The organism is Streptomyces sp. NA02950, assembly GCF_013364155.1.
Taxonomy (GTDB): Bacteria; Actinomycetota; Actinomycetes; order Streptomycetales; family Streptomycetaceae; genus Streptomyces.
Genome location: NZ_CP054916.1, coordinates 9,289,416 through 9,311,932, shown reverse-complemented (window position 1 = coordinate 9,311,932; position 22,517 = coordinate 9,289,416). Strand labels below are relative to the sequence as shown.

Genomic DNA, 22,517 nt, shown 5'->3' with positions numbered 1-22,517 from the left:
GCGGTCAGTCGTGGTGGCGGAGGCCGTTCCGCTTTCGGGGTCCGCCGACGTGGCTCGTACGGAGACCCGGGGAGAGCCGCTGGGTCGGCACCGGCGTTTGGGGTGCCCGCTCCCGCTGGGCCGGGACCACCGCGGTCCTCGGTGCTGCCGTCTCGCCGTAGACGCCCTGACCCCGCTTCAGCCAGATGTAGACGGGGACGCCGAGCAGCAGGACGAACAGGCCGTAGTAGACGGTCTGGTAGCCGCTTCCCTGCATCGACCAGTACGAGAAGGCGAGGGCGAGCCCGGCGACGGTGACGTCGCGGGCGAGTCCGCGGGGGCTGAGGCTCTCCCGGCCGCGCACCAGCAGCCAGTACAGCTGTGCGGCGGCGGAGAAGATGTACGGGATGACGGCGGTGAGCACACTCAGCAGGACGATCTTGGTGAAGACGTCGTCGAAGCGCGTGTAGCTGAACAGGGTGATCAGCGAGGCCAGCACGGTGGAGGCGACGATGCCGAAGACCGGCACGCCGCTCTCACCGCGCAACCGGGCGAAGGCGCGCGGGAAGAGGCCGTCACGGGCGGCCGCGTACGGCATCTCCGCGCACAGCATGGTCCATCCGTTGAGGGCGCCGATACCGGAGATGATCGCGGCGATGGCGACGATGTCGCCGGCCCAGGTGCCGCCGAAGATGCTGTTCGCCGCGTCGGTGAACGGCGCGGTCGAGCCGCCCAGCTTGCCGTGGGATACGGTGCCGAAGACGGCGAGGGTGCCCAGGACGTAGATGACGGCGCACATGAGCGTGCCGAAGACGGTGGCGCGGGGGACGTCGCGCTCCGGCTCGCGGACCCGGCCGGCGACGACGGAGGCCGCTTCCAGACCCAGGTAGCTGAACAGTGCGATGGCGCCCGCCGCCGAGATCGCGCCCAACGCCGACTGGCCGCTGGCGTTGAACGGGCCGAAGTTGTGGGCGTCGATGAACAGCAGGCCGACGGTGGCCATGAAGATCAGCGGGATGAACTTCAGGACGGTCGTGATCACCTGGAACGCGCCCACGTTGCGGACGCCGGTGAGATTGATCACGGCGGGGATCCAGAGCCCCACCAGTGCGAGAAGAGCCGAAATCCATGTCTGGTGCCCGGTGTTGACGAACACCTCGACATAGCCGACCCAGGCGACGACGATGGCCGCGTTGCCGGCCCATGCCGTGATCCAGTACGACCAGGCGTTGAGGAACCCGGCGAACTCCCCGAAGGCCTCGCGGGCATAGACGTATGGGCCGCCACCGGCCGGAACACGCTTCGACAGCGCGCCGAAGGTCAGCGCCAGCGCGAGCGCGCCGAGGGTGACGATGACGAACGCGACGAGGGAGATCGGTCCGTACGGGGCGAGGGCGGAGGGCAGCGCGAAGACTCCCGTGCCGATGATGCTGCCGATCACGAGCGCGGAGGCGGCGGGAAGGCCGAGCGCCGTCGTGGACGCTGTCCCCTTTCCGCCTCCTGTGGTTCTGGGCATGGCTGAGGCTCCTAACCGACCGGTGTGGGTGACTCGATCCACGACCGATCCTTCTCCCCCTCAGCCGCGCACGGTCAGCGGCCACACGGCCCGGGCGCGACCCCGATGGTCCCAACTGCCGCGGGCCTGAACAGCCCCACTCGTCGGCCCGGGCGGCGGCCGTCTTCGCCGCGATCCGCCCGGGGGGCCGGGTAACCCTGCTCCGGACCTGATGGCCCCTCGCCCGGCCCGAGTCGGCGCCCCACGCTGGAGGTACCAGTTCGTAACGCCCCGACCGGGAGGCCGGCCATGAACACCCCGAGCATGCTGCGCGCGCTGCCCACCCAATACCGGCAGCGGCTCATGCGTCTCGGCCGGGAGGTGTCCTTCCCGCAGGGGACGCGCATCGTCGAAGAAGGTGCGCACGCGGACCGCTTCTGGATCATCCGCACCGGCTCCATCGATCTCGACGCACATGTACCCGGTCGGCGTCGCGCCATCGTCGAGACCCTCGGCCACCACGAACTCCTCGGACGGTCCCGGCTGTTCGCGCCGCATGTGTGGCCTTTTGGCGGCGCCACAGCGGCGACCCCGGCACGGGCCTACGAGTTCGACGCCACGGCCGTCCGCTCGAGGACCTCATGACCTGCCCTGCCGTCACCGTCCACGCGAACGCGACACTCGCTCAGGCCGCACGGACCACGGCCCACGCCAAGGTCGAGCGCCTGCCCGTCGTCGACGACGTGGGCATGCTGCAAGGCATCGTCAGCCGCGCGGACCTGCTCAAGGTGTTCCTGCGGGATGATGAGGAGATCGCCGAGGAGGTTCGGCGGGAGGTCGTGGCCTGTCTCTTCCGTGCGCCGGTGACAGCTGCGCGGGTGGACGTGCGGAACGGCGTCGTGAAACTCATTGGTCACGCCCGGGACGCATCCCTGGTCCCGGTGGCCGCCCACCTGATCCGGGCCGTCGAGGGCGTGGTCGACGCGGAGTTCGAGCTGACGCGCTCGCAGAGCCCTGCGGAGTCGACCGCCGCTTCCACGAACGGCGGCGAAAACCTGGATCCAGCCTGACCGGTAACTCCTTGCAGAACAGCGGGATCCTCTCCCGGGCCGTACCAACCCTCCGCAATGGGCGCCCCACCAGGTCAGTGTGGTGCCGCCGCCCGCTGGGCTGGTCTAGGCCCACGACAGGAAACCCGTACGAGATCAGGCCCACTGGCCAGGAAGGGAGTGGTGCGTGGGGGGAAGAAGCGACAAGCCGGGAGCTCAGCACGGTGCCCGGCGATTCCTTCTCGTCCGCGCGGGTCCTGGGGTGTCAGTGCCCTTCCTGTCGCTGCCGGCCCTGAACTTGCGTGGCGATCACCGCGGCCTGGATACGGCGCTCGACGCCGAGTTTGGCCAGCAGACGGGAGATGTGGTTCTTCACCGTCTTCTCTGCCAGGTACAGCCGCTGGCCGATTTGGCGGTTGGTCAGCCCCTCACCGATCAGAGCCAGGATCTCCCGCTCCCGCTCGGTCAAGCCCTCCAGTCCATCGGGCTGCTCCTCCTGCTGGCCGCCGCGCAACCGCGCCATCAGCTTGGTGGTGGCACTGGCATCAAGCAGGGACTGCCCGCCGGCCACGGTGCGAACAGCGGACACCAGGTCCGAGCCCTGGATCTGCTTCAGGACGTAGCCGGACGCGCCCGCCATGATCGAGTCCAGCAGGGCCTCCTCGTCATCGAAGGAGGTCAGCATCAGGCAGGCCAACTCGGGCATGCGTGAGCGCAGTTCCCGGCACACCATCACGCCGTCACCGTCGGGGAGACGGACGTCGAGAACCGCCACCTGGGGGCGCAGTGCGGGAACCCGCGCCAGGGCCTGCTCCACCGTGCCGGCCTCGCCGATCACCTCGATGTCCGGCTCGTCGTTCAGCAGGTCGCCCACTCCGCGCCGTACCACCTCATGATCGTCCAGCAGAAAGACCCGGATCGGGCTGCCGGCGCCGGGCTGCTCGCTGTCCGCCATCCCACTGCTCCCTGGTTCCGCGTTCCGTACCGATGTCCACTCGTGGGCGGAATCGGCCCTCCCTACCGGGATACTCTCCCGTATCCGGGCCGATGGGCCAGGGCCCGTCGGCCCCGTTGTCCACCATAGTGCCCCGCGGCCACGAGATACCGCTGCCGGCAGGGACCGAAACGAGCCGTCGGCCTCCTCAGCAGTCAGGTGTCCCGGCCCTGACACTCCGGGAGACCGCATGGGGCGCGCCACTGCCCGACCCGAATCACGCCACCCCACAGGGGTGAAGGTCCAATGGCCCCGATGCTGGGGCCCGGCAGCCCTGGGCCAGGACCGATGCACGCAGAAGTCTGGAGCCGCTGCAACACGATCAGAAGGAGTGGAGCACATGACTGCCAAGGACACCGGCGCCCACGTCACCAGCACCGCCGCCGTAGAGATGCGCGTGGAAGGCGATGTGGACGAGGAAGCCGTCGCATACCTCCGGGAGAAGGTCGACGCGGTCCTCGGCCGATCCGGGGTTCCAGCCGTGAGCGGTGCAGTGAGGGTCGCCAGGGCGGTGGCACACCACGCCGAGCGGCCCTGATCCGCCGGGGCCGAATTGGTCGTGGGGAACGCCCTCGTGGTCGTGCATGCCCAGGAGGCCACGGCACACGAGCTGGCGGACCGGCTGCGCAGTCGGATGAACCGTGCCCTCCACCGCAAGAAGGAGGCCCGCAGGTCGGCCACTCCCCCTCCGTGGCGCGGTGGCCGTGCCGACAGCCGCCGGGGTAGAGCCTTCACGATCGCCCGGCTGCGAGGCGGTCACGCTCCCCCGCGTACGTGTGGCTCCTGCACCTTGGCGAGGGAACTGCCCGGCCAGGCCGCCCGGCCGGGCCGGACCAGTGCCGGTCGGGCCCCGGAAGGGACCATCGGCACCTGGGAGTCGGGATCAGGCAGGACGAGAGTGAAGGCCGGAGCGGCAGCGATCCCCCGCGGTGCCACTCCCGCCCGCACACCGTCGGCCACCGCCGACGGCTCTTGTCAACGGAGGCACTCCACAATGATCCGTCATGAGGCCGGAACCCAGGCAGCAGCAGCTGCCGACGCGCCGTCCGAGATCGCCATCTCCGTGGACCGGCTCGTCACCGACGGGCTGAAGGCGCTCGCCGACTACGACGCCCTTACCCAGGAACAGGTCGACCACATCGTCAAGAAGGCCTCGGTCGCCGCCCTGGACCAGCACACCGCGCTGGCCCGCCTCGCCGTGGAGGAGACCGGACGCGGGGTCTTCGAGGACAAGGCGGCCAAGAACATGTTCGCGTGCGAGCACATCACGCACAGCATGGGCCCGATGAAGACCGTCGGCGTCATCGCGCGCGACGACGTCGAGGACATGATCGAGGTGGCCGAGCCGGTCGGCGTGGTCTGCGCGATCACACCGGTCACCAACCCGACCTCCACCACCGTCTTCAAGGCCCTGATGGCGCTGAAGACGCGCAACCCGATCGTGTTCGCCTTCCACCCCTCGGCCCAGCGGTGCAGCACGGAGGCGGCCCGTATCGTACGGGACGCGGCCGTCGCCGCCGGCGCGCCGGAGCACTGCGTTCAGTGGATCGAGACCCCCTCGGTGGAGGCGACCGGCATCCTGATGCGCCACCCCGGCGTCTCGCTGATCCTCGCCACCGGCGGCAACGCCATGGTCAGGGCCGCCTACTCGGCGGGCAAGCCCGCCCTGGGGGTCGGTGCGGGAAACGTCCCCGCGTATGTGCACAGGAGCGCGAAACTGCGCCGGGCCGTCAATGACCTGGTGCTGTCCAAGTCCTTCGACAACGGCATGATCTGCGCCTCCGAACAGGCCGTCATCCTGGACGACGAGATCTACGACGCGGCACTGGCCGAGTTCCGCACTCTGCACGCTCACGTGGCGACCTCGGAGGAGAAGGCGAAGCTGGAAACCTTCCTGTTCCCGACCGGCCCGGCCAATGCGGGCTGCGAGCCCAAGGTCAACGCCACGGCCGTCGGCCGGAGCCCGGCATGGATCGCCGGAGAGGCGGGCTTCACCGTCCCGGATGGCACCTCACTGATCCTGGTCGAGGTCGAACGGGTGGGCCCGGACGAACCGCTGACCCGCGAGAAGCTCTGCCCGGTGCTCGCCGTGCTGCGCGCCGGTTCCGAGCAGCAGGGCTTCGACCTCGCCTCCGACATGGTCGCCTTCCACGGCCAGGGCCACACCGCGGTCATCCACACCGAGGACCCGGCGCTCGCGGAGACGTACGGCCGGCGTATGAAGACCGTACGGATCATCGTCAACACCCCGTCCTCGCAAGGCGCCATCGGCGGCATCTACAACAGCCTGCTGCCGTCGCTCACCCTGGGCTGCGGCTCCTGGGGGCACACCTCGGTGTCCAACAACGTCTCCGCCGCCCAACTGCTGAACGTCAAGCGGGTCAGCGCTCGCCGCAACAACCTGCAGTGGTTCAAGGTCCCGCCCAAGATCTACTTCGAGCCGCAGTCCCTGCGCTACCTGTCCTCCATGCCGGACGTCCACCGCGTCACGGTCGTCACCGACGCCACCATGACCCGCCTGGGCTTCGTCGACCGCGTCAGCCGAGTCCTGCGGCGGCGCCACGAGCCGGTCAGCCTACAGATCATCGACAACGTCGAGCCAGAGCCGAGCATCGACTCCGTCCAACGCGGCGCCCAGCTCATGCGGGACTTCCGCCCGGACACCATCATCGCGCTCGGCGGTGGCTCACCCATGGACGCGGCGAAGGTGATGTGGCTGCTGTACGAGCATCCGGACATCGACTTCGCCGACATGCGGCAGAAGTTCTCCGACATCCGCAAGCGCGCCTTCCGCTTCCCTGTCCTCGGCGCCCGGGCCCGCCTGGTGTGCGTGCCCACCACGTCCGGCACCGGCGCGGAGGTCACCCCCTTCGCGGTGATCTCCGACCCGGCCGCCGGCAAGAAGTACCCGCTCGCCGACTACGCGCTGACCCCGAGCCTGGCCATCGTCGACCCGCTGCTCACCACGGACCTGCCCCCGGCCCTGGCCGCCGACAGCGGTTTCGACGCCCTCACCCACGCCATAGAGGCGTACGTGTCCGTCTACGCCAACGACTTCACCGACGGCCTGGCCCTGCACGCGATCCGCCTGATCTTCGACAACATCGAGGCGGCGGTGAACGACCGCAGGAGCCGTCCCGACGCTCGGGAGAAGATGCACAACGCCGGCACGATCGCCGGCATGGCCTTCGGCAACGCCTTCCTCGGCATCGTCCACGCCATGTCGCACACCCTGGGCGCCACCTTCCACATCGCCCACGGCCGCACCAACGCCGTCCTGCTGCCGCACGTGATCCGTTACAATGGGACGGTTCCGGCGAAGCTCACGGGCTGGCCCAAGTACGAGAACTACCGCGCTCCCGAACGCTTCCAGGACATCGCCCGCACCCTCGGCCTGCCCGCCTCCACCATGGAGAAGGGCGTGGAGTCGCTGGCCCGCGTGGTGGAGCGGCTGCGCGACGCCGTGGGCATCGAGCCGTCGTTCCAGGCCCTCGGCATCGATGAGCGCCCGTTCCTGGCCGCTCTGCCGCAACAGGCCCTGAACGCCTACGAGGACCAGTGCGCGCCGGCGAACCCGCGCATGCCGATGCTCGACGACATGCAGGAGATCATGCACACCGCCTACTACTGGGGTGCGCGGAGCCGACCGGACGCGGACGAGAGCCGAACGGCCCTGGCGTGAGGAGCTTCGGTGCCGTTCCAATGACCTGACCAGCCTGTCCGTGGCTCCCACCCGTGCCGCCACGGACAGGCATCCGTCCCACGTTGTGAAGGGACGACGAACACGCGGTACCGGCGCGCCGGCCGCGACCATAGCGACAGGCCGTGCAGCAGCCTCGCCGCCCCGGTCGAAGACACGCAGCAGTGAGCCACGAGACCGTACGGAAGATCCCATGACCATCGACACCGCTCATCCCCTCCCTGCCGGGCCGCGCCGGAGCATCGAACTGGACAGGGACGGAGCCCTGCGGCTGCTGGGCAGCGTGTCCTTCGGCAGGATCGTCTTCACCCGCCACGCGCTGCCGACCGTCCGCCCGGTCAACCACGTCCTGGACGACGGCGACATCGTCATCCGCACCCACGAGGGCGCGGCCCTGACCGCGCACGCCGGGCAGGCCGACGGCCAGGGCGTCGTGGTGGCGTACGAGGCCGACGCCATCGACCCCGGCACACACCTCGGCTGGAGCGTCGTGGTCACCGGCTACGCCCGCCTGGTGACCGACCCGGAGGAACTGGCCCGCTACCGGACACTGCTCATTCCCTGGACGCCCCGGACCGTGGACCACGCGGTGCGCATCCGCCCGGAACTGACAACCGGCGTCCGACTCACCGCCGACGACGGGCCCGACGAGGGCAGCTCGCGGCTCCGGCCGTGAACGACGCGCAGCCTCGCGGCACGCTGCGCGGCTTCAGCGAACGCGAATTCGATCACGGTGTCGTTCGGAGCCGCGGAGTCGAGGCCCAGGACGACGTCGCGGAACGGTGTGGTCCCGGACCCGAAGGCGCCAGGCTGGTATTCGTCCTCGGGGCGCAGGCCGCCCCGCACGAAGACGACAGGCCGTCGGCTGCCGGCCACGACCGCCCGGGCGACGGAACCGGGCATGAATCCGGCAAGACCGCCCGGGCTGCGAGAGTCCGGTACCAACAGGTCGGCTTCCCCAGCCGCGCCGAGCAGGGCGGGCACGGGTTCTTCGGGAACACGGTCGGTGGTGATCCGTAGGCCCGGGTGACGCCGCGCGATCGTCGTTTCGGCCTCGCGAAGCATGTGGTCCACCCTGCTGCTGTGCGCGTACGGGCTCGGGGACGGCTGGGACATTCCGCCCGCGTACGTGTACGGCTACTGCCCAAGAGCGTGGACCAGGCGCGGCGCGTCGCGGAGCAGGGCTTCCCTGGCCGCCCAGTCGGTGACGCTCAGGCTCTCCGGGGATCCGTCCAGGCCTGCGGTGATGGTGCGGGGCATCTCGACCTCCTCAAAGTCACGAATTCAGTGCCGTGAGCGGGTACTTGGGGCAGGAGAGGCTACAGGTCCCTGTGCGGAGGCCGGGTGGCCCACGCGCGGGTGAACGTTCGACACCGACCGGCCGGCTCACAACGCCCGCAACCCGTGCTCCCGGAACTGCTCGCGCACCCGTTCCGTCAGCTCCGGATCGGGCACGGGCGTGTCGCGCAGCGGGAAGTCGATGCCGAGGGCGTCGTACTTGCGGGCGCCGAGTTTGTGGAACGGCAGGACGTCCACCCGGTCGACGTTGCTCAGCCCGGCCAGGAAGGCGCCGAGGCCGTCCACGGCGGACGGGTCGTCGGTCCAGCCGGGAACGAGGACGTAACGGATGTACACGGGGACACCCAGCCGATCCAGGCGGGTGGCGAAGCTGAGCGTGGGAGCGAGACGGCCACCGGTGAGCTTGCGGTAGCTGGTGGCGTCGAACGACTTGATGTCCAGCAGCACTAGGTCGGTGTCGGCGAGTAGTTCGTCGGAGGCACGCGCGCCCAGGAAGCCGGACGTGTCCAACGCCGTGTGCAGTCCGCCCTCCTTGCAGCGGTGCAGGAGGGAGCCGGTGAACGCCGGCTGGAGCAGCGGCTCCCCACCCGTGATGGTCACCCCTCCCCCGGCCATGGACAGGAAGCCCCGGTACTTCTCGGTCTCCTCCATGACCTCGTCGACCGAGGTTTCCCGGCCGTCGCGCATGTGCCAGGTGTCCGGGTTGGCGCAGTACAGGCAACGCAGCGGGCAGCCGCTGACGAACAGGACGAACCGGGTCCCCGGACCGTCCACGCCGGTGGACAGGTCCCAGGAGTGCACCCGGCCCGTAAGTCGTCCCGGCACCAGGGCCGCCTGCCGTGCCGCTGAGGTCGGTGCGGTGTTCACAGCGACCCATGGAAGGTGCGGCTGATCACGTCGAGCTGCTGCTCGCGTGTGAGCCGGACGAAGTTGACCGCGTACCCGGAGACGCGGATCGTCAACTCCGGGTACTTCTCCGGGTGTTCCATGGCGTCTTCGAGCGTCGCACGGTTCAGCACGTTGACGTTCATGTGGAAACCGCCGAAGGTCATGTAACCGTCGAGGACGCCGGTCAGGTTGCCGGCGCGTTCCGTGGGATTGTGGCCGAGCCCCTCGGGCGTGATCGTCGTGGTCAGGGAGATTCCGTCGCGGGCCTCCTCGTACGGCAGCTTCGCCACCGACAGGGCCGAGGCGACGACACCGTGTCGGTCCCGGCCGTTCATCGGGTTGGCGCCGGGTGCGAAGGGCTGTCCGGCGCGCCGCCCGTCGGGGGTGTTGCCGGTGTGCTTGCCGTAGACCACGTTCGAGGTGATCGTCAGCACCGACTGGGTGTGCTCGGCCTCCCGGTAGGTGGGGTGCTCGCGCACCTTGGCCATGAAGGATTCCACCAGGTCGACCGCGAGGCCGTCGGCGCGGTCATCGTTGTTTCCGTACGCCGGGTATTCGCCCTCGGCCTTGTAGTCCACGGCGAGCCCGGTATCGTCCCGGACAATCTTCACCCGGGCGTACTTGACGGCCGACAGGCTGTCGACGGCCACGGAGAGCCCGGCGATGCCGCAGGCCATGTAGCGGTGGACGGGATGGTTGTGCAGGGCCATCTCGATGCGCTCGTAGGCGTACTTGTCGTGCATGTAGTGGATGATGTTGAGCGTGTTGACGTACGTCTTCGCCAGCCAGCCCAGCATCCGGTCGTACGCCGCTGACAACTCCTCGTAGTCCAGGTACTCCCCCGTCAGGGCGGGCACCTCGGGTGCGACCTGCTCGCCGGTCATCTCGTCCCGGCCACCGTTGATCGCGTACAGCAGCGCCTTGGCGAGGTTGACGCGGGCGCCGAAGAACTGCATCTGCCTGCCCACCGCCATCGCCGACACGCAGCAGGCGATCGCGGTGTCATCGCCGGTGCGCGGGCGCATCAGGTCGTCGGACTCGTACTGGATGGAGCTGGTGTCGATGGAGACCTGGGCGCAGAACCGTTTGAAACCCTCCGGCAGCCGTGGCGACCACAGCACCGTGAGGTTCGGCTCCGGGGCCGGCCCGAGGTTGTACAGGGTCTGCAGGAAGCGGAAGGAGGTGGGGGTGACGAGTGTGCGGCCGTCGGCGCCGATGCCGCCGATGGACTCCGTCACCCAGGTCGGGTCGCCGGAGAACAGTTGGTCGTACTCGGGTGTGCGCAGGAAGCGGACGATCCGCAGCTTGATCACGAAGTCGTCGATCAGTTCCTGGGCCCGGGCCTCGTCGATACGCCCCTCGTCGAGGTCGCGCTGAACGTAGACGTCCAGGAAGGTCGAGGTACGGCCGAGCGACATCGCGGCGCCGTTCTGCTCCTTCACCGCGGCCAGGAAGCCGAGGTAGAGCCACTGCACGGCCTCATGGGCGGTGGACGCCGACCGGGTGACGTCACAGCCATAGGAGCCGGCCATCCGCGCCAGCTCGCGCAGCGCGCGGGTCTGTTCGGCCAGTTCCTCGCGGTCACGGATGACGTGCGGGGCGGAGGGCTGCGCGTCCAGGAGGGCGCGCTCGGCGCGCTTGGCCTCGATCAGATGGTCGGTTCCGTACAGCGCGACGCGCCGGTAGTCACCGATGATCCGGCCCCGGCTGTAGGCGTCCGGCAGCCCGGTGATGATGCCCGCCTTGCGTGCGGCCCGCATCTCAGGGGTGTACGCGTCGAAAACGCCGTCGTTGTGGGTCTTGCGGTAGGTGCCGAAGACCTTGGTCACGAAGTGGTCGGGCTCGTAGCCGTACGCCTTCAGGCCGTTCTCGACCATGCGGAGGCCGCCGTTCGGCATGATCGCGCGCTTCAGCGGGGCGTCGGTTTGCAGCCCGACGATCAGCTCACGCTCTCGGTCGATGTAGCCGGGGGCGTGCGAGGTGATCGTCGACGGGGTGGCGGTGTCCACATCGATGATGCCCTTGCGTCGCTCCTCGGGGAACAGGGCGCTGACCTTGTGCCAGACTGCGAGCGTGCGCTCGGTCGGCCCGGTCAGGAACTCCGGGCCGCCTTCGTACGGCGTGTAGTTGGCCTGGATGAAGTCGCGTACGTCGATCCGGTCGCGCCAGCGCCGGCCTGCGAAACCACGCCAGGCATCGGCGGGAGCGTCCACGTCGGGATGGGTTGCCACGGTCATCACTGCCTCCGCATCATGCGCGACACCGCCCCCGGACGGTTCCGTGGGCCGACTCCGCTGACGATGCTCCTCGCGTGCCCCGGCCCGGGGCAGGGTCCTGCGGGAACCCCTCGCCACGCCGTCCGGCCCCCGCCATTGGGCCGTTCGGACCAGGGCGCGAGCAGGTGATGCGCAGCGGTCAGGCGGAGAGGTCCAGGCCGTACATGGTCCGCCCCCCGACGAGTTCACGCCCGGTGACCAGTTCTGGCTCGATGCGGACGAAGACCTCCTCGGGCAACGGAGCCCAGGAGCGCGGGCCGATCCGCTCCAGGCGCGCCGCCTCAGCCGGATCCGTCACGATCTCGGCCCGGTCCGTGACGACGACGCTCCAGCCGGAGTGCGTGTCCGCGTCGACTGCGTCCGCCTCGAAGTCGACGACCGCGCCGTCGACCGCGCGGGCCAGCTCGGAGCCCGCAGAGGTGCGCAGCAGCACCGCTCCATCGTTGTCCAGACCGAAGTTGACCGGCACGACCGCGGGCAGTGCCTGGCGCGTGTGGACGATCCGGCCGATGGGCGCCGTCGCCAGCAGGCGCAGGCACTCGTGACAACCAAGTTCGCGCATACCATCGTTCGGGTACATGAGTCAGCCCGTCTTTCACCCGGTCGGGGAATCACACTCCATGCTGAGCCCGTCGGCGGCCGCGGGTGAGGGCCACGGGTCCCGCCCCGGGCGGAGAGCGGCCCGAGGAATCGTTGCGGCGAAGCGGGGCCGAACGGCCCTTCCGGCGCGCCCATCGGCCCGGGTTTCCTCTGGCCATGGTCAAAACGCTCATCACGTCCGCACCCCGCCGCACCGACCGTGCCGTCGGCAGGACGACCGTCGTGGAGCTGCGCGGTGAGATCGACATCCTCACGGCACCGCCCCTTGAGGCACGCCTGGACGAGTTGACGGCCGCCGTCCTCTCCGACCTCGTGGTGGACCTTCGCGCCGTGTCCTTCATCGACTGCACCGGGCTGCGGGTGTTGTGCCGGGCACGGAACAGGCTCATGGAACGGCACGGTCGGCTGCGCCTCGTCACTGACAGCAGCCAATTCCTTCGAATTCTGAGCGGTGCGGGACTGGATGGCGTGTTCGAGATCTGTGAGCGCCTGCCCGAAGCCGTGTCCGCTGTGCCCGCCGGGGCCTTCACCGCCGCAGCGGGCTGACAAGGCCGCAGGCGCGACCCGCATGGGGTGGAGGGCCGGCCGCCAAGCCTTCGGGTGGCCGTGGCTCCAGGCCCATGGCTACCCCGAAGGCTTGGTCGTCGAGCGTCACCACACCGGATCCGGCGTATGTCGCGCAGTGGCCGGGGCCCTGCGGGCCGTACCCGAGGCGAATCAGCATCTGCACATGCCCGGTGAGATGCGGCACGGGCTCACGTCGCGGCGCCGGTCGGGCCACTCCCTCGGCTGGCGCAGCAGGGAGGCTCACAGGCCGTGCGCCGTGGCCACCAACAGAAGGTGCTCCAACGCCTGTCCGGCGCGCAGCCTGTCGCTGGGCCGGTCGTGCTCGGTGGTCAGCGGGGCCAACACGGGATAGGAGTCGAAAGGCTGGGCGGGGAGCCACTGGGAGTGCCGTTGTGCGGTGAAGTCTCGCATCGGCAGTTTCTCGTGTGCGTCCTGCGGCACAGCGCCGCTTGCGGTATGCCGATGTCGCTGAAGTCGTCCGGGCCCGGGTGCACCCATCGGCGGCTCTCCACTACCCGGTCGGGTCGGCTCGGTTGGGGTACGCGGCTTCCATGGTCCCGATCGGCCCTCCACTTCCGCCTGATCGGCCCATGCCACGGCAAGGCTGTGGCTGTCATCTTCGGGTGTGTGACGACGAGGAGGTGCGGAGAGATGCACGAGGGCAAGCCCGCCAACGGGAAGCGCAGGCGAACGAGGGTGCCGCTGTGGCGATGGCGGAACAACCCGATCCGGCGACGTGACGACATCCTCGAGGCATGGCTCCTGCTGGCCGTATGGGGGCTCATCGCGGTGGGTGGCACGGCGGCCGGTGTGGTGACGGCCCACGCCGCCGACCGGGTCTTCGCCCAGCAGCGGGCCGACCGGACCCCCGTCCGCGCCGTTCTGCTCGATGACGTCCCGCGTCCCGCGATGTCGGGGCTGGACAGAGACCTTTCCTCGGCAAGGGTCCGCTGGACTAACTCCGACGGCTCCACGCGCAACGGCATGACGGTGGTGGCAACCGGGAAAGAGGCCGGCTCCACGGTCAGAATCTGGATCGACGCCCAGGGGAAGCTGAGTACACAGCCGCCGACGCCCGCCAAGGCGGCCGCCGAGGCGGGACTCCTTGGTGCCTCCGCCGCCCTCGCCCTGAGCGGCTTGGTGATCGGGATCGGGAGCGCTGGGCGGTGGTGGCTCGACCGTCGGCGCATCCACCAGTGGGACACGGAGTGGACCGTGGTCGGGCCCCAATGGAGCCACAAGACCACTTGACCCTCAGAGTCCATGCGCGAGCGACCTCGGTGACCGTGTGTGGTTGCCGGGGGCGTCAGCGTCTGTACTGACGTGCAACATGAAGCGGGCCCGCCAAGTGGTGGGTCCGCCCTCGAGTGTCAGTGGCGGGTCTCCCACCACAGGACGAGCAGGGTCACTGCGCCACTGCCGACCTTGTATGCCGCGCCCCGTAGGAACTCCCCCGGGACACTCCGTCCTTGCTGGCCAGCCCATTTCCGCAGGTGATCCGTTTTCTCCGTGCGCGACCTGTTCTGACGGGTCAGGTGCCTCCACCAGCGGCTCGGGTTACTCTCCTCCATACGGCGTTCCCTTCGTCTGCAGGCGTGCCTGGAACACCGCGCGGGCAGCCCTCCCAACATCGTGGCCTGGGACACCAGTTGGGGACGCAAGGGCTCCTTCTGCGCGTTCGGGGAGCGTACTGCGGGTGGCATGCTGCTTGTCCAGCACGATGCCGTTGGTGGAGCCGAGATCCTGGATCGCGAAGGGGGACACTGACGAAACTCCGGCTCGGTGCCAGCGAGCTCGCCGCGAGGCGGCGCAGCTCGACAGCGTGAACCGCCGCGTGCGGCGGGAAATGATCCGACAGCGTGGATACGATCAGCATGCAAGGATGCATCGTCCTGGTCACCGAGTTCCGTCGGTGCCCCGAAGGGAGTTCCGGTCCGGATCTCACGGTGTCGGTCCCTGATGAGCCGGCAGATCAACTGTCTCCCGTTCTCCGCGGGGCCCAGCCGGTCGGCGACCGTCTGTGGTTACCGGGGGCGTATCGGCTCCAGGTTCCTCCGGCCTCGGGGGCGACGCGAGCCGGGTCGTGGTGACGTGGTGGTAGCCGATAGGTCCCCGTGGAGGCAAGATCGGCCGCCAGCGGGTTTCGTGCTGACCGAAGGCTGAGGGAGACCACCGAAGAGAACCGCTTGCGCTCGCCGGTGGACTCGTCGACGCGGCGGTCATTGACCCGCGGGGCCTCGCCTCGACCGGGCCGGCGGCCGTGGTCACCTCTCACGCCCGGCGACAGCCGTCGCGAACCACCGAACGGCGGCCGGTCCGGTCGCGCTGATCGGCCAACTCGGCCATATGGGCGTTGCCTTCTGCCTCCAGAGCGGCGGCCAGCGTTCGCCTCGCACCCCGGAACAGCTCCGCGAGGCCGCCCCGCCGGCCTTGGCGCACGCTTGCAGAACCGTTTGACGTCCGGCCGCACACCGTGCGTCCGTGCCGGTGCGGTCAGTGCACCTGCCCGTCCGGGCCGGTGCGGCTGAGCACGGAACGGAGCCCGTCCACGAGTTCGTCCGCGTCCTCGCGGGTGAAGACCAGCGGCGGATTGATCAGGAGTGCGTACGGGGTGGTGCGCAGCAGGATCCCGGCCTGCTCCTGCAACGCGTCCGCCAGCGCGACGGTGCCGCCCGTCAGCAGTCGCCGGCTCTGCTGGTCGGTCACCAGCTCCACGGCCAGCATCAGGCCGAGCTGCCGGACCTCCCCGACGACCGGCAGCCCGGCCAGCTCCGCCAGCCGCGACCCCAGGTAGTCGCCGATCGCGGTGGCGTTGGCCACCAGCCCCTCGCGATCGATGATGTCGAGATTGGCCAGCGCCACAGCACAGGCCGTCGGATGCCCGGTGTAGGTGTAGCCGATGGGAAAGCCGTGGTCGCCGGTCACCTCGGCCGCGACCTCCTCAGTCGTGAGGACGGCGCCGTGCGGCACGTAACCGGAGGTGATGCCCTTGGCGGTGACCATGATGTCGGGAACCACGCCGAAGTGCTCCGCGGCGAACCAGTGCCCGGTGCGCCCGTAGGCCGTGATCACCTCGTCGGAGATCAGCAGGACGCCGTAGGAGCGCAGCAGGTCGGCTACCCGCGGCCAGTAGTCGGCGGGCGGAACGACCGCGCCGGCAACAGCCATGGCCGGTTCGCCGATCATCGCGGCGATCCGCTCCGGTCCGATCCGTTCGATGGTCTCGCGCAGTTCGGCCAGACAGAAGTCGGTCACGTCGGCGCCGGCGAACAGCTCCCGGCGGTACGGGTGCGGTGGGGTCAGGAAGTGGACGTCCGGCAGCGAGGGCCCGAACCCCTCGTGGTAGACCGGGAATCCGGAGACTCCGCCGCTGCCGTAGCCGATGCCGTGGTAAGCCGTCTGACGGGAGAGGATCCAGGTCCGCTGCGGCTCGCCGCGCCGGTGGTGGTAGAGACGGGCCATCCGCAGCGCGATCTCGTTGCCCTCGGCGCCGCCACTGGTGAAGTACACCCGGCACAGCGGCTCCGGGCTCAGTCGGACCAGCCGGGCGGCCAGCTCCACCGCGCGGTCGTTACTGACGGTGCCCCAGGTGTGGAAGTAGCCGAGACGGGTCATCTGCTCCGCTGCTGCCTGCGCGAGCTCCTGGCGCCCGTGGCCCACTTGGATCACGCTCAGCGCCGCTGACGCGTCCAGGTACTCCCGACCGCGGGCGTCCCGGACCCGGCTGCCGGAACCGGAAACCAGCACGGTCCGGTCCGTGCGGTGCGCGGCCAGCGTGGGATGGATGAGCGTGGCACGGTCCGCGGCGGCGAGCTCGGTGCCGGGCGCACCCGGCGGGGTGGAGGGTGCTGAGGTCAAGGCGGGCTCCTTAGGAACGGTGATGGTGCGTTCCGAGGATCTCTGCGAAGGCTTGTTGCCCGCTGGATGTTCCGCTGCACCCGGGCCGACTCCGGCCCGGCAGGTACCGGTTGGACGGGGCCGCCCGACAGACGCCCCATCAAATGGATGTCAAGAGTGCGGTGAGACGGTCGAGACGCCTTCGGCGCACAGTTACGCGTCGGCGCTGCGAACCGAAAGGACTTCCCAATCGTGATGTCAAGCCGCCACTGTGACGGGAGGTGAACCTTGGTAGCACTGTCCGTCACGGATCATCGCCCACAGGACATTGAGCCGGCGCCGGGCAAGGGCGAGCAGGGCCTGCTTGTGTCCCTTGCCCTCGCTCCGCTTGCGCTGGTAGCACGCCTCGGAGTCGGGGCATGCAGTGATGCTGATCAACGCCGAAAGGTACATGCTCCGCAGCAGTCCTCGGTGGTATCGCTTGGGTCTGCGCAGGTTGCCGCTGACGCGGCCGGAGTCGCGGGGTCTGTGGGCCAGGCCGGCGAAGCCGGCCAGGCGGTCGGCGCTTCCGAAGGCGTCCACGTCGCCGCCGGTCGCGGCAAGGAACCCAGCGCCGAGCCTGGGGCCCATGCCGGGCAGACTGCGGATCATCTCGGCGTGCGGATGCTCGTGAAACATGGCCTCTATCGTGGCGTCGAGTTCAGCGATCTCCTCATCGAGGGCCATCACCCCCTTCGCGAGGCGAGCCACCATGGCGGCGGCCGGCTTCTCGCCAGGAAGCGCGGTGTGCTGGGCCTGGACGGCCTCCACTGCCCGCTTCGAGAGCGCGGCGGCGCCGCGGACCTTGCGGTTCTTCAACCAGGTCTCGATCCGCTTCACGCCTGCGCGTCGGATCGCGGCCGGGATCTGGTAGCCGGTCAGCAGCATCACCGGACCCTTGTTGACCAGATCCAGCGACCGCTCCAACGCGGAGAAGACCCCCAGCAGCTGAGCACGCAGACGGTTGATCTGACGGTGCGGTCGAAGGCCACGTCCGGGCGCCGGGGGCGCAGGTCGACGGCGATCTCATCGCCGCGACGCAGCAGGCCGATATCACGTCGGATGCGGGCCAGCCGTTCACCGTCCGCCTTGATCACCACGCAGTGGTGGCGTTCCTTGCCGATGTCAACTCCGGCCCAGATCTCGAAAGGCAGGACCACAGTGAAGTCCATCCTCTTCTATCTGCCCACGGTCGGCAGCCATGCCCAGATCCTGCGCGGCATGTCGGGCGTCAACCCGCAGAACTACCAGAACATGCTCCGGCAGCTCACCCGTCAGGCGCAGGCGGCCGACGAACTAGGCTACTGGGGTCTGTCCTTCACCGAGCACCACTTCCACGTCGAGGGCTTCGAGGTCTCCAACAATCCGATCATGCTGGGTCTGTATCTGGCCATGCAGACCCAGCACATCCGAGTCGGTCAGATGGCCAACGTCCTGCCCTTCCACAATCCGCTGCGGCTCGCCGAGGACCTGGCGATGCTCGACCACATGACCCGCGGCCGCGCCTTCGTCGGCATCGCGCGGGGTTTCCAGAAGCGCTGGGCCGAGGTCATGGGCCAGACGTACGGCGTGGGCGGCACGCTCTCCGACGCCGGTGAGAACGACCGACGCAATCGCGCGCTCTTCGAGGAGCACTGGGAGATCGTCAAGAAGGCGTGGACGACCGAGACCTTCTCGCACTCCGGCGCCCGGTGGACGATCCCGGTGAAGGACCTGGAGTTCCCCTATGAGGCGGTGCGCCGGTACGGCCGCGGGCTGGACGACAACGGCACGGTCCAGGAGGTGGGCATCGCCCCCAAGCCGTACCAGCGGCCGCACCCTCCGGTGTTTCAGCCGTTCAGCTTCAGCGAGGACACCTTCCGGTTTTGTGCCCGGGAGGGCGTGGTGCCGATCGTGATGAACACCGACGACCGAGTCGTCCGCCGCCTGATGGACCTCTACCAGGAGGAGGCCGAGGCGGCCGGGCACGGCACGCTGCGGCGCGGCGAGCGGGTGGGTGTGATGAAGGATGTCTTGGTGTCCCGGGACGCCGATGAGGCCCACCACTGGGCGGCCCGCGGCGGCGGTTTCATCTTCGAGAACTGGTTCGGCCCCATGGGCTTCACCGAGGCGCTGCGGAACGTCGGGGAATCCGGGCCGATCGGTTCGGACTACGGGACGCTGGTCGACCGGGGCCTGGAGTGGGTCGGCACCCCGGACGACATCAACCGCAAGATCGAGAAGCTGGTGGAGCAGCACGACCCGGAGTACCTGCTGCAGTGCCAGTACTCCGGGCTGATCCCGCACGACGTGCAGATGCGCAGCCTGGAGCTGTGGTCCACCGAGATCGCCCCCAACTGGCTCTGAGGGAAGCTCGGTTCATCCGCTCACGGAGGCATGTGTACGGAGCCGGTACCGAGGGGCCGCTGGTACGAGGACGGGCGGCTCCTCCACGGCAGCCGGCCACACCGGACAGCCACACCATCAAGGAGGGCCGCGGTGGACCACCGCGTTTTCGACCTCGACGCGCTGCCGCTGCTCAGCGGCGAGCTCCTCACCGACGCCAGGATCGGCTACGCCGTGCACGGGACGCTGGACGCGGACGGCGCCAACGCCGTGCTGTGCCCGTCGTTCTTCGGCGGTGACCACACCGGCTACGACTGGCTGATCGGCAAGGGCCGACCGCTGGACACCAGCCGGTACTGCGTCATCACCGTGGGGCTGTTCGGCAACGGGGTCTCCAGCTCGCCCAGCAACCATCCTTCGGGGGCGGACTTCCCGCTGATCACCCCGCAGGACAACGTCGCCGCGCAGCACCGGCTGCTGACCGAGCAGTTGGGCGTCCGGGAGCTGGCCCTGGTCACCGGCTGGTCGATGGGCGCAGCACACACCTACCAGTGGGCGGTGTCCCACCCGCGGATAGTCCGCCGGATCGCGCCGATCTGCGGCTCCCCGGTGACCAGCGAGCACAACCAGGTCTTCCTGGCCGGTCTGGCCGCCGCGCTGGCCTCCGACGGCGGCGCGGAGCGGGGACGACGGGCCGCCGGGCGGGTCTTCGCCGGATGGGGGGCCTCGCACCCCTTCTGGGCCCAACGGGCGTACCAGGAGCTGGGGTTCGCCACCAGGGAGGAGTACCTCACCAACTTCTGGGAGGAGTTCTTCGTGGCCGGCCCGGCCACCGCGGACCTGCTGGCCATGGTGCGCACCTGGGAGAGCGCCGATGTGGGCGCGACCCCCGGGTTCGGCGGCAGCGCGGACGCCGCACTGGCCTCGGTCACGGCCGAGGCGGTGCTGCTGCCCGGCGCCTTGGACCAGTGCTTCGCCGTCGCGGACGAGGAGCGGGTCGCGGGTGTGCTCCCCCGCGCTGCGCTGAAGGTGGTCCCGGGCGTGTGGGGGCACCTCGCGGGAGCCGGCGCGGACGCCGCCGACCGGGAGTTCGTCGGTGGCGAACTGCGTCGGCTCCTGGCCCGCTGGCCTGCGACGGTGCGGGCCGATCAGGTCGAGTAGTCCGCGTTGAGCCGCACGTAGCCCTCGGTCAGGTCGCAGCCGTACACGGTGAACGCACCGTCCGCGATGCCGAGGTCGATGCCGATGACCACCTCGCTGCCGGCCAGTTCGGTGGCGACGGCGGCCCGCACCCCCTCCTCGCTCCGCGCACCCTGCCGGGCAGGTGGGTAGACGGCTACCTCGCCGAAGCGGATGACCACCTTCTCCTGCTCGATGTCGGTGTCGCCGGAGCACTTGCCGATCGCCATGGCGACCCGGCCCCAGTTGGGGTCGCCGCCGTGCACCGCGGTCTTCACCAGCGGGGAGTTGACTACGGCCTTGCCGACCCGTTTGGCCTGCGCGTCGTCCCGCGCCCCGTGGACCCGGACCTCGATCAGCTTGCCCGCGCCCTCGCCGTCCCGGGCGATGCCCTTCACCAGCGTCAGCGCCACCTCGTACAGGGCCTCCTCGAAGGCAACCGGGTCCACCTCGCCCGCCAGGCCGTTGGCGAACAGCGCCGCGCTGTCGCTGGTGGACGTGTCGGTGTCGATGCTGACGGCGTTGAACGTACGGTCCATCACCCGGCGGAATACGCGGTCCTGTTCCGCCGGGTCCAGCCGGGCGTCGGTAGCGAAGAAGGTGAGCAGCGTGGCCATGTCGGGCTCCATCATCCCGACCCCCTTGGCGATCCCGACCAAGGTGGCGTTGCCGATCCGCCGGAAAGCATGCTTGGGCCGGGTGTCAGTGGTCATGATGGCCCGGGCTGCCCGGTCGAAACCACCCTCGGGAAACGGTACGGCCAGCGTCTTCAGGTGGTCGCGGAGGGCCGGCATCGGGTACTGGTGGCCGATGACGCCGGTGGAGGCGATCAGCAGCTCCTCGTCCGATAGCCCGGACGCCCGGGCCACCAAGGCGCGCACCTCGCGGGCGTTGCGCTCGCCCTCGGCACCGGTGGCGACGTTGGCGTTGCGGGCGAGCACCACCACACCTCGGGCACGGTGGTCGGCGGCGGCGGCACGGCTGAGCCGCACGCTGGGCCCCGCGAAACGGGAGCGGGTGAAGACCGCGCTCACCGTGGCCGGTGCGGTGGAGAGCAGGACGGTGAAGTCGTCCCGTCCGTCGTCCCGGAGGCCCACCGGCGCGGTGTGCACCGAGAACCCCCGCGGTTCGTAGGTTTCGCTGTCCGTCATGCCTGTTCGTCTCCTGGGTGGCGAGGGTGCGGCGAAGCGCCGTTCCATTGATCCATACCATGCTCGTGCACTCCGGCGCCGGCGTTGCGCAACGGAGCCTCGCGGCGGGGGATTTCCAGTCCTTCGCGCGCGGGTCCGGCGCGTTGCTGCGGGTCAGCCGCGCGGGGTGAAGGCCACCACGTCGCCCGCGCGCTCCCCTCCGGAGAGCTGCCCGTTGCGGTCGGTGCGGATGTAGACGCGGTGCAGCCATCGGTCCCGGCCGTCCCAGCGGGGGGTGAACGGGGTGCGGGCGTGCGTGGTGCGGAAGTTGTCGACGATCAGCACGTCACCGGGCGTCAGGTACACCGCCTCGGTGACCTCGTCGAGCGCCTTCGACAGCATGGCGACCGCCGCCACGTCCTTGGGGTCGCAGGGGCTGAGCAGCTCGCGGTCGTACCCGAGGTACGGATCCTTGGGGTCTCCGTACAGCGGCTTGACTTGGGCGATAGCCCCCGGGTCCGCTACGCCTCCGCGGAAGGCCACGTCCACGCAACACGGCATCTTCCGTTCGTGGAGTCGCTCGCGTACCTCGGTGGAGAGCAGCGGCAGGGCCTTGCGGACCGAGGCGACCAGGGTGGCTGCCTTGTTCTCGTGATCAGCCCGGGAACAGGCCAGCATCACGTAGTTGGGCTGGCGAAGGTGGTAGGCCATCTCCGTGTGGAACTCCAGCAGCGTCTCCGAGGTCTCGGAGGACAGGTGGTGGGCGTTCGGGGAGGGGTACACGTCGTGGTAGACGGTGGCCGAGCGCAGCTCCTGGTAGCCGGTGTGCAGGCCCAGGCGGCGGCCGACTATGCCGAGCATGGCCTCCATGGTCAGCAGAGGACGGTCCACGGGAGCCGGGGTGCTGGTCGGCGTGGGCGGCAGGGCCGAGTCGTCCTCCACCGGGAGACCGCGCAGCAGCAGGTAGCCGTCCCGGCAGCCCTCGGCGTTGAAGGTGTCCACTGCGGTTGCCAGGGCGTCGGGGAGCGCGGCGGCCGCGTTCTGCGCGGAGTCCAGGAAGGCGTACAGGTCCGCGCGGGGGGGCTGCGGCAGCCGCGCGGTGAGTGCGCGCAGCTCACCGGCGCGTGCGGTGCAGTCCACAACTGTCACGGTATCTTCCT

17 protein-coding genes and 4 pseudogenes are annotated in these 22,517 nt (G+C 69.7%); 9 read left to right on the top strand and 12 right to left on the bottom strand.

Going from position 1 to position 22,517, the window contains the following annotated elements; all coding sequences use genetic code 11:
• Positions 1-4: 4 nt before the first annotated feature.
• Complete coding sequence (locus HUT19_RS40020) at positions 5-1,495, bottom strand: APC family permease (protein ID WP_176186071.1); 1,491 nt, start codon at positions 1,493-1,495, stop codon at positions 5-7.
• A gap of 288 nt (positions 1,496-1,783) precedes the next feature.
• Between HUT19_RS40020 and HUT19_RS40015 the strand changes: the two are divergent.
• Positions 1,784-2,107, top strand: a pseudogene (locus HUT19_RS40015) (cyclic nucleotide-binding domain-containing protein); the annotation flags it as partial.
• Positions 2,108-2,109: 2 nt separating this feature from the next.
• Positions 2,110-2,544 (top strand): annotated as a pseudogene (locus tag HUT19_RS40010) (CBS domain-containing protein); the annotation flags it as partial.
• A 244-nt stretch (positions 2,545-2,788) separates the two neighbouring features.
• Here the strand turns inward: HUT19_RS40010 and HUT19_RS40005 are convergent.
• Complete coding sequence (locus HUT19_RS40005) at positions 2,789-3,478, bottom strand: response regulator transcription factor (protein WP_176186064.1); 690 nt, start codon at positions 3,476-3,478, stop codon at positions 2,789-2,791.
• Positions 3,479-3,857: 379 nt separating this feature from the next.
• Here HUT19_RS40005 and HUT19_RS44470 point away from each other — a divergent pair, with 379 nt between their 5' ends.
• The 3 genes from HUT19_RS44470 to HUT19_RS39990 all read left to right on the top strand — a co-directional run bounded on the left by HUT19_RS44470 (position 3,858) and on the right by HUT19_RS39990 (position 7,893).
• The gene (locus HUT19_RS44470; RefSeq protein ID WP_368661732.1) at positions 3,858-4,055 is read left to right on the top strand and encodes a hypothetical protein; all 198 of its coding nucleotides are present in this window, start codon (positions 3,858-3,860) and stop codon (positions 4,053-4,055) included.
• A gap of 456 nt (positions 4,056-4,511) precedes the next feature.
• Entirely contained in the window at positions 4,512-7,199 is a 2,688-nt protein-coding gene (adhE, locus tag HUT19_RS39995) for a bifunctional acetaldehyde-CoA/alcohol dehydrogenase (RefSeq protein WP_176187901.1), read from the top strand.
• A 211-nt stretch (positions 7,200-7,410) separates the two neighbouring features.
• Entirely contained in the window at positions 7,411-7,893 is a 483-nt protein-coding gene (locus tag HUT19_RS39990) for a pyridoxamine 5'-phosphate oxidase family protein (RefSeq protein WP_176186062.1), read from the top strand.
• Between the two features lie 224 nt (positions 7,894-8,117).
• Here the strand turns inward: HUT19_RS39990 and HUT19_RS43760 are convergent.
• From HUT19_RS43760 to HUT19_RS39970, 5 genes and pseudogenes are all read right to left on the bottom strand, one after another.
• Positions 8,118-8,282 (bottom strand): annotated as a pseudogene (locus HUT19_RS43760) (universal stress protein); the annotation flags it as partial.
• Positions 8,283-8,354: 72 nt separating this feature from the next.
• On the bottom strand, positions 8,355-8,477 hold the full coding sequence (locus HUT19_RS42485) for a universal stress protein (RefSeq protein ID WP_217712404.1): 123 nt from the start codon (positions 8,475-8,477) through the stop codon (positions 8,355-8,357).
• Between the two features lie 126 nt (positions 8,478-8,603).
• Positions 8,604-9,383 carry a pyruvate formate-lyase-activating protein gene (gene pflA, locus HUT19_RS39980; protein ID WP_254886073.1) on the bottom strand — a complete coding sequence of 260 codons (780 nt, stop codon included), beginning with the start codon at positions 9,381-9,383 and terminating at the stop codon, positions 8,604-8,606.
• Positions 9,380-11,641, bottom strand: a complete 2,262-nt coding sequence (gene pflB / locus HUT19_RS39975; protein WP_176186059.1) for a formate C-acetyltransferase — start codon at positions 11,639-11,641, stop codon at positions 9,380-9,382. The genes pflA and pflB overlap by 4 nt, the downstream gene beginning before the upstream one ends.
• Before the next feature lie 178 nt (positions 11,642-11,819).
• Positions 11,820-12,260, bottom strand: coding sequence for a pyridoxamine 5'-phosphate oxidase family protein (locus HUT19_RS39970; RefSeq protein WP_176186057.1), 441 nt, complete (start codon positions 12,258-12,260; stop codon positions 11,820-11,822).
• Positions 12,261-12,436: 176 nt separating this feature from the next.
• On the opposite strand from HUT19_RS39970, the gene HUT19_RS39965 reads away from it, so the two are divergent.
• Positions 12,437-12,826 (top strand): STAS domain-containing protein, encoded by a 390-nt coding sequence (locus tag HUT19_RS39965; RefSeq protein ID WP_176186055.1) that lies wholly within the window; start codon positions 12,437-12,439, stop codon positions 12,824-12,826.
• A gap of 261 nt (positions 12,827-13,087) precedes the next feature.
• On the opposite strand, the gene HUT19_RS39960 is transcribed toward HUT19_RS39965, so the two are convergent.
• Entirely contained in the window at positions 13,088-13,258 is a 171-nt protein-coding gene (locus tag HUT19_RS39960; RefSeq protein WP_176186053.1) for a hypothetical protein, read from the bottom strand.
• Positions 13,259-13,498: 240 nt separating this feature from the next.
• On the opposite strand from HUT19_RS39960, the gene HUT19_RS39955 reads away from it, so the two are divergent.
• Complete coding sequence (locus HUT19_RS39955) at positions 13,499-14,098, top strand: hypothetical protein (RefSeq protein ID WP_176186050.1); 600 nt, start codon at positions 13,499-13,501, stop codon at positions 14,096-14,098.
• Positions 14,099-15,340: 1,242 nt separating this feature from the next.
• On the opposite strand, the gene HUT19_RS39950 is transcribed toward HUT19_RS39955, so the two are convergent.
• Together HUT19_RS39950 and HUT19_RS39945 are read right to left on the bottom strand one after the other, a co-directional pair.
• The gene (locus HUT19_RS39950) at positions 15,341-16,705 is read right to left on the bottom strand and encodes an aspartate aminotransferase family protein (RefSeq protein ID WP_176186048.1); all 1,365 of its coding nucleotides are present in this window, start codon (positions 16,703-16,705) and stop codon (positions 15,341-15,343) included.
• A 237-nt stretch (positions 16,706-16,942) separates the two neighbouring features.
• Positions 16,943-17,895, bottom strand: a pseudogene (locus HUT19_RS39945) (transposase).
• On the opposite strand from HUT19_RS39945, the gene HUT19_RS39940 reads away from it, so the two are divergent.
• Together HUT19_RS39940 and HUT19_RS39935 are read left to right on the top strand one after the other, a co-directional pair.
• Complete coding sequence (locus HUT19_RS39940) at positions 17,885-19,069, top strand: LLM class flavin-dependent oxidoreductase (RefSeq protein WP_176186046.1); 1,185 nt, start codon at positions 17,885-17,887, stop codon at positions 19,067-19,069. The pseudogene HUT19_RS39945 and the gene HUT19_RS39940 overlap by 11 nt on opposite strands.
• 132 nt (positions 19,070-19,201) lie before the next feature.
• Positions 19,202-20,209 (top strand): alpha/beta fold hydrolase, encoded by a 1,008-nt coding sequence (locus HUT19_RS39935; protein ID WP_176186044.1) that lies wholly within the window; start codon positions 19,202-19,204, stop codon positions 20,207-20,209.
• Here HUT19_RS39935 and argJ read toward each other — a convergent pair.
• Positions 20,197-21,378 carry a bifunctional glutamate N-acetyltransferase/amino-acid acetyltransferase ArgJ gene (gene argJ, locus HUT19_RS39930; protein ID WP_176186041.1) on the bottom strand — a complete coding sequence of 394 codons (1,182 nt, stop codon included), beginning with the start codon at positions 21,376-21,378 and terminating at the stop codon, positions 20,197-20,199. The genes HUT19_RS39935 and argJ overlap by 13 nt on opposite strands.
• A 153-nt stretch (positions 21,379-21,531) precedes the next feature.
• Positions 21,532-22,506 (bottom strand): clavaminate synthase Cs1, encoded by a 975-nt coding sequence (cs1, locus tag HUT19_RS39925; protein WP_176186039.1) that lies wholly within the window; start codon positions 22,504-22,506, stop codon positions 21,532-21,534.
• Positions 22,507-22,517 lie beyond the last annotated feature (11 nt).

Excerpts from the sequence above, each read along its gene's own strand:
- HUT19_RS40020 (WP_176186071.1), bottom strand. The coding sequence starts at position 1,495 with ATGCCCAGAACCACAGGAGGCGGAAAGGGGACAGCGTCCACGACGGCG.
- HUT19_RS40005 (WP_176186064.1), bottom strand. The coding sequence starts at position 3,478 with ATGGCGGACAGCGAGCAGCCCGGCGCCGGCAGCCCGATCCGGGTCTTT.
- HUT19_RS44470 (WP_368661732.1), top strand. The coding sequence starts at position 3,858 with ATGACTGCCAAGGACACCGGCGCCCACGTCACCAGCACCGCCGCCGTA.
- adhE (WP_176187901.1), top strand. The coding sequence starts at position 4,512 with ATGATCCGTCATGAGGCCGGAACCCAGGCAGCAGCAGCTGCCGACGCG.
- HUT19_RS39990 (WP_176186062.1), top strand. The coding sequence starts at position 7,411 with ATGACCATCGACACCGCTCATCCCCTCCCTGCCGGGCCGCGCCGGAGC.
- HUT19_RS42485 (WP_217712404.1), bottom strand. The coding sequence starts at position 8,477 with ATGCCCCGCACCATCACCGCAGGCCTGGACGGATCCCCGGAGAGCCTG.
- pflB (WP_176186059.1), bottom strand. The coding sequence starts at position 11,641 with ATGACCGTGGCAACCCATCCCGACGTGGACGCTCCCGCCGATGCCTGG.
- HUT19_RS39970 (WP_176186057.1), bottom strand. The coding sequence starts at position 12,260 with ATGTACCCGAACGATGGTATGCGCGAACTTGGTTGTCACGAGTGCCTG.
- HUT19_RS39965 (WP_176186055.1), top strand. The coding sequence starts at position 12,437 with ATGGTCAAAACGCTCATCACGTCCGCACCCCGCCGCACCGACCGTGCC.
- HUT19_RS39960 (WP_176186053.1), bottom strand. The coding sequence starts at position 13,258 with ATGCGAGACTTCACCGCACAACGGCACTCCCAGTGGCTCCCCGCCCAG.
- HUT19_RS39955 (WP_176186050.1), top strand. The coding sequence starts at position 13,499 with ATGCACGAGGGCAAGCCCGCCAACGGGAAGCGCAGGCGAACGAGGGTG.
- argJ (WP_176186041.1), bottom strand. The coding sequence starts at position 21,378 with ATGACGGACAGCGAAACCTACGAACCGCGGGGGTTCTCGGTGCACACC.